Here is a 6,483-nt window from a genome sequence, read left to right on the forward strand (position 1 = left end):
ACCCCTCGAATATGGCTGTCGTTCATCTAGTTGCGTCTTTCAATAGCATTATCATAGATTTAATTAAAAAAATTGTCAAGTCAATTCACATAGATTTTTCATATTGTTGCCTTTTTTATAAGGCCATACCTAGTTAAGGATTCCAGGCTTGCATAAACCTCCCTTTTTCTTCATAATGAGAGTAAGATTAAATTTAAAGGAGACAACAATTCATGCAAAACAAACGTCCATTTACCAACCTGGCAAAAGTTGAAGAAATTGCCGCTGAAATCCCTACACCATTCCATTTATACGATGAAGCCGGTATCAGAGACCGCTGTCGTCGTCTTAAAAAAGCTTTCTCTTGGAACCCTAACTTCCATGAATATTTCGCAGTTAAAGCTACACCAAATCCACACGTATTGAAAATTATGCAAGAAGAAGGCATGGGCGTCGACTGTGCATCTTATACAGAACTTGTACTAGCCGACAAAGTTGGTTTCTCTGGCCACGACATCATGTTTTCATCTAACGTAACACCTGCAGCGGACTTCAAAAAAGCGGCTGAACTTGGTGCGATCATCAACTTCGATGACATCACCCATATCGACTTCTTCAAAGAACACGTAGGTGAATTCCCAGAAACTGTTTGTATCCGTTACAATCCAGGTGGGACATTCGAAGTTGCGAACGGCATCATGGACAACCCTGGTGACGCCAAGTACGGTATGACACCAGAACAAACCCGCCAAGCCTTCCAAAAATTAGCAGACTACGGCGTGAAAAACATCGGTATCCACTCATTCTTAGTTTCAGGTTCGACATCAAACGAATACTATCCAAAATTAGCACGTACCTTATTTGAACTAGCGGTTGAATTAAAAGACCAAACTGATCTAAACATCGCCTTCATCAACCTATCAGGTGGTGTTGGGGTTGCTTACAAACCAGAAGAAACACCAGCAGACATCGATATCATCGGTGACGGTGTGCGCCAAGCATACGAAGACATTATGGAGCCAGCTGGCTTAGGTGACGTTGCCATCTTTACCGAATTAGGTCGTTGGATGTTAGCTGAAAACGGTGGTTTAGTAGCCAAAGTTCTGCATGAAAAAATCACTTATAAAGACTACCTAGGATTAGACGCATCAGCCTCTGACCTATTACGTCCAGCAATGTACGGCGCTTACCACCACATCTCTGTTTTAGGCAAAGAAGACGAACCTGCCGACCAAACATACGATGTAACAGGTGGTCTATGTGAAAACAACGATAAATTCGCTATCGACCGTCAATTACCAAAAACAAATATTGGCGACTATATCTGGATCCACGACGCTGGTGCCCACGGTGCCTCAATGGGTTACCAATACAACGCCAAATTACGTTCAGCAGAAGTCATGTTAAAAGAAGACGGCACATTTAAACAAATCCGTCGTCCAGAAACACCAGAAGACTACTTTGCAACAATGGACTTTAATTTCTAAAAATAATATCCAGTAAAAAGCGCCCGATCATGATGTTCGGGCGCTTTTTGCTGTATTCTTTTAATTTGTTCACAATGAAGTCAACCCTTTAAACTAATCCTTCTGCTGTTAATGCTGTTTGATAGTTTACTAGGGCTAAGAATTCTTCTAATGTGATGTCATACTTAGTGATATATTGCGCAGCTTCTACACCGACATAACGGTAGTGCCATGGCTCAAAGCTATACCCCGTTATCTGCTCTTTTCCTTGTGGGTACCGTAAAATAAAGCCATAATCTTGGGCATTTTCTGAGAGCCATTGAGCTGATGGTTGGTCTGCATACGCCTCATCTAAACTGCCACCGACACCTGTCCATTCAGTTCCTAACCAGTCAAAGGCTAGTCCAGTTGAATGTTCACTGGCTTGAGCTGGTGCAAAATAAGCATTTGTTAGGTCACGCGCTTCTGATTCTGAATAGCCTTGCGCTAAGTAATCTTGAAAACCATTCTCCACATTTTGCGCTTGGTAAGCAATTGTTCGGTGAGCAGAAATAGTAGCAAGTGTATATCCAGCATCTGTAGCTCCGTCAATTAGTGCAGTATAAGCGTCTGTGATTGCAGCGTTATATGCTTTCCCTGAATTTGCATAAGCAAAATCCATCACTGGTTCGGTAAGTAATGGGTTAAGTTTATTGACTAATTGATATTGTGCTGAATCTACATCAACTTCTTTAGGTAGGTCTGTCAGCAACTGGGCCATGGCTGCAGTTTCGTCCAGTTCCAGCGTAGCAGCTATATTTGCTGCGATATCCTTCACAGAATAAGTTTGGATATCATCTGCATAGTCGGCTGAAAATTCGGCCATTTGACTGGCTTCTTCATCGGTCGTGGCGTTTGATGAGACTGGCGTGGTGATAGTTTCTGCCAACTCAGCTTTACGTGCTTCAGCCTTTTTCTCATCATCTGAAGAGGCACTTTCTTCAGTGGTTTTTGTATCTGTGGGCTGGTTTGTGGTGGTTTCTGTTTCGGCGTTGGTCTTACTATAGCTGACATCATACGCGCCGATGGCTAAAATAAAGGCCAAGACGACGGCGATGTAGGCCTTGTTAAATAGACTGATATTCATTTTTAACACTTAAGTCACTCCTCGTTTTTCCCATTTCTCTTTTACCTGCCTAAAAATCACAGGTCCTCTATGCTATAATAACAGAGTAAGATTTCAATTCGATTAAAAAAGAGTAAAACTAATTTTAATATACAAAATTTTTAGATGAGGATGAATGAGATGAATCGTGAAGGAATTTTAAGCGCAGAGAGAATTGTTGTGAAAATTGGGACACATTCTCTTTTGAATAGTCAAAATCAAATCAATTATAACCGGATTGACCGCCTAGCTTTGGCCCTTTCTACCTTAATTCAAGAGGGTAAGGAAGTAATCCTTGTAACCTCGGGTGCGATTGGTGTTGGTTCTGTCAAAATGGGCTTAACTAGCCGACCTACCGATATGGCATCACAGCAAGCGACTGCCGCTGTTGGACAAGTAGCTTTAATGAATTTATATAGTCGGTCGTTTAACTACTACAGCCAATTTATCGGGCAAATCTTGTTAACACGGGACATTATCGACTTCCCGGATTCTTACAACAACTACAAAAATGCCATGAATGCCTTACTAGGTCAAAAAATCTTACCGATTATCAATGAAAACGATGCGGTAGCAGTTGATGAAATGGACCACCAAACCCGTTTTGGTGATAACGATACCCTATCTGCCTTGGTTGCTTCGACGATGGACGCGGACTTGTTGATATTCCTAACAGATGTAGACGGCTTTTATGATGACAATCCGAAGCGAAATCCTGATGCGGTTCGCTTTGATGTCTTGCATGAGGTGACTGACGATTTAATGGATATGGCTAAGGGTGATGTTTCGGCTTTTTCAACTGGTGGAATGGAAACGAAATTAACAGCTGCTAATGAGTCTTTAAAATCCGGACAAATGACGGTGATTATGTCATCTGAAGACCCTATGCAGATTTTAGACTTAGTTAAAGGCGATTCAATTGGGACACTTTTCATGCCAAAATAAGCGAATCCAATAGCCTTTCTTAAGATAAATGGTTATAATAAATGAATACAATGAGAAAATGCTCATAATTCTAATGTAATGGAGGTACAGACATGATTGATGCACAAGGTTTAGTGAATCTTGGTAAAGCTGCAAAGGTGGCTTCACGAGAATTAGGCAAATTGCCAAGCCAACAAAAAAATGCGGCTTTACTAGCAATGGCCAAGTCTTTACGGGATAACCAAGCGGCTATTTTAGCGGCTAACCAGGCCGATATTGAAAATACACGAGAGGCTGGTCGACGCCCCGAAAGCTTTATTGAGCGCATGACCTTAACTGAAAGCCGGATTGACGATATGGCCGCTAGTTTTGAAAAGGTGGCGAATTTGCCGGATATTATCGGGCAAACGGATGAAATGTGGTTTACAGAAGATGGTATTGAGATTGGGAAGAAACGTGTACCTCTTGGGGTTATCGGGATTATTTTTGAATCACGTCCAAATGTAACAGCAGACGCTACTGCCCTAACCTTTAAAGCGGGTAATGCCGTGATTTTGCGTGGGGGTAGCGAAACGATTCAATCCAACTTGACCATTATTGAAGCCATTAAAGCTGGTTTATCTGAAGCTGGCGTCACTACAGATGCGGTCAACTTGATCGATAATCCTGACCGGGCCTTAGCGACTCAATTTATGCAGATGAATCAATATTTGGATGTCTTAATTCCACGTGGTGGTGCAGCCTTGATTCAAAATGTCGTGAAAAATGCGACTGTGCCAACAATTGAGACAGGTATCGGAAACGACCACCTGTACGTGCATGAAGCGGCTGATTTAGATAAGGCTTTAGCCATTTTGAAAAATGGCAAGCTACAGCGGGTTTCAGTATGTAATGCTTTAGAAAACCTACTCGTCGACGAAAAAGTCGCAGAAGCCTTTTTGCCACAAATCGTTGAATCTTTTAAAGCAGACAAGGTCGTGGTGCACGGAGACCAAAGAACGCGTGAAATCTTGCAAGGGAAAATCGATATCTTACCTGTCAATGAGGAAGATTATGCGACGGAATTCTTGGCTTATGAAATCGCAGTTAAGGTGACTTCTGGCTACAATGAAGCGATTGAACATATCCAAACTTATTCATCTGCCCATACGGAAGTGATTGTAACCCAAGACTACTCTATAGCTCGTCAATTCGTGGATGATATTGATGCTGCTGCAGTGGTTGTGAATGCCTCATCGCGCTTTACAGATGGCGATAAATTTGGTTTCGGTGGGGAAATTGGGATTTCAACTCAGAAATTACATGCCCGCGGACCAATGGGGATTGAAGCCTTAACGACTTATAAATATGTAATTTATGGGGATGGGCAAATCCGTCAGTAATTACCATATGATAACAGAAATGTGCGTACTGGATGAGATTCTATCTGGTACGCTTTTTCGTGTTATAATGGGCTTAAATATTTTTAATAAGGAGCATTTCATGACCAAGCGCGTTTTATTTATACTGACTGGTGGGACGATTTCGGCTCACGATTCCGACCACGGGCTCGTTGCCGGGACTATCAACCAAGAACTGACTGAAATCCTAGCGTCTTCTGGGTTAGACTTTACTTATGAGGCAGTCAACCTATTGTCTATCGATTCAACCAATATGCAACCGGAAAACTGGCTGCAGATGGCCCAAGTTATCCAGGACCAATACGAGGCCTATGACGGATTTGTTGTCGTGCACGGGACAGATACCATGGCCTACGGGGCTGCTGCCCTATCTTACCTGGTTCAAAACAGCGCCAAACCAATTGTCTTTACTGGGTCACAAGTGCCCCTATCAAAAATTGGTAATGATGGCGTGAAAAATATCCTAGACGCCGTAACCTATGCCATTTCTGACCAGGCCTACGCCGTATCGATTGTATTCCACGGGGAGGTCTTACTGGGCACCCGGTCGCGCAAAGTCCGGTCGCGGTCTTACCAAGCTTTCCAGACCATTGATTTCGCCAACCGGGCAGTTGTCCGGTCACAAAGGGTTTTACCTATCTTAAATCAATCTAGTGATTTAGGGCCAGTTAAATTCTACAACCAACTGAATCCGCGCGTAGGCTTGATTAAATTAACTCCCGGCCTTCCTGCTCAAGTCATCGAAGCCTATTGTCAAATGGTGGATGTGATCATTATTGAAGGTTTTGGGATTGGTGGGATTCCGCAATTGAGTGCTCTTGATTATGCAGGGCAAATTCGGGCAGCCGTTAACCAAGGGAAATATGTGATTTTAACCACACAGGTCCCAATGGAAGGGTCTGATTATGAAGTTTATGCAGTTGGCCAGTCTATTTTAGGGGAAAATCATATTATTGAAACAGCCAACATTACCAGCGAAGCCCTAGTTATGAAGGCTATGTGGGCGCTTGGGAATTCGGAAGATTTTGACCATTTCAAAGCTATGATTCAAAGACCTATTGATTATGACTATCTGAAATAAAAAATAAAGCAGGTGCACCATTTTATAATATTTAGGTGCTCCTTATTTAATTAGATGTTTTTTGTTCGATTTAGATTTGTTGGTAGCTTTATCCGTATTTGTTTCCTTGCCAGTCTTCATAAGTGCAAGAACGATCCACGTACAATTCTTTATCGTATCCTGGTACATAATTGGGTGATGCACAAATCCCATTTTCGTCAACCTTATTTGAATATTCACTTTGCAGATGTTGTTGTAAGTCCTTATGATGAGAATTATACAGCAAAAAGATAACGGTTTTAATAGTGGTTTGTATTCTTTTACACAAAGAAAAAGAGCTGAATTTGTGATTTACAGCTCCTTGTAATTTTATATATTCATAATGTTAGATTGCAATCGTTGATTTAAACTAGTTGTTTTTCGAATTTTTTTCAATTCAGAAATCACTAGTTTTTCTTAGTATATTTCTTCACTTCAGGAATGACCTTTTCACCTAGTAAATCAATGGTC

At 41.7% G+C, this 6,483-nt stretch carries 5 protein-coding genes; 4 read left to right on the plus strand and 1 reads right to left on the minus strand.

The genetic code is table 11. The features are described from left to right. Positions 1–212 precede the first annotated feature (212 nt). Positions 213–1,466 (plus strand): diaminopimelate decarboxylase family protein, encoded by a 1,254-nt coding sequence (locus ACRCJ0_RS08390; RefSeq protein WP_417893543.1) that lies wholly within the window; start codon positions 213–215, stop codon positions 1,464–1,466. An 88-nt stretch (positions 1,467–1,554) separates the two neighbouring features. Here ACRCJ0_RS08390 and ACRCJ0_RS08395 read toward each other — a convergent pair whose 3' ends face one another. After that, entirely contained in the window at positions 1,555–2,571 is a 1,017-nt protein-coding gene (locus ACRCJ0_RS08395) for a M15 family metallopeptidase (protein ID WP_431390164.1), read from the minus strand. Between the two features lie 159 nt (positions 2,572–2,730). On the opposite strand from ACRCJ0_RS08395, the gene proB reads away from it, so the two are divergent. The 3 genes from proB to ACRCJ0_RS08410 all read left to right on the plus strand — a co-directional run bounded on the left by proB (position 2,731) and on the right by ACRCJ0_RS08410 (position 5,994). Continuing rightward, positions 2,731–3,534, plus strand: a complete 804-nt coding sequence (gene proB / locus ACRCJ0_RS08400; RefSeq protein ID WP_026466469.1) for a glutamate 5-kinase — start codon at positions 2,731–2,733, stop codon at positions 3,532–3,534. Positions 3,535–3,626: 92 nt separating this feature from the next. Next, a complete protein-coding gene (locus ACRCJ0_RS08405; protein ID WP_431390162.1) occupies positions 3,627–4,895 on the plus strand; it encodes a glutamate-5-semialdehyde dehydrogenase in 1,269 nt (422 codons plus the stop codon). A 100-nt stretch (positions 4,896–4,995) separates the two neighbouring features. Further along, a complete protein-coding gene (locus ACRCJ0_RS08410) occupies positions 4,996–5,994 on the plus strand; it encodes an asparaginase (protein WP_431390163.1) in 999 nt (332 codons plus the stop codon). The last annotated feature ends 489 nt before the right edge of the window (positions 5,995–6,483 follow it).

Source organism: Aerococcus sp. L_32 (assembly GCF_050689315.1).

Bases quoted from the DNA above. Each gene is read 5' to 3' on its own strand.
- ACRCJ0_RS08390 (WP_417893543.1), top strand. From the start codon at position 213: ATGCAAAACAAACGTCCATTTACCAACCTGGCAAAAGTTGAAGAAATT.
- ACRCJ0_RS08395 (WP_431390164.1), bottom strand. From the start codon at position 2,571: ATGAATATCAGTCTATTTAACAAGGCCTACATCGCCGTCGTCTTGGCC.
- proB (WP_026466469.1), top strand. From the start codon at position 2,731: ATGAATCGTGAAGGAATTTTAAGCGCAGAGAGAATTGTTGTGAAAATT.
- ACRCJ0_RS08405 (WP_431390162.1), top strand. From the start codon at position 3,627: ATGATTGATGCACAAGGTTTAGTGAATCTTGGTAAAGCTGCAAAGGTG.
- ACRCJ0_RS08410 (WP_431390163.1), top strand. From the start codon at position 4,996: ATGACCAAGCGCGTTTTATTTATACTGACTGGTGGGACGATTTCGGCT.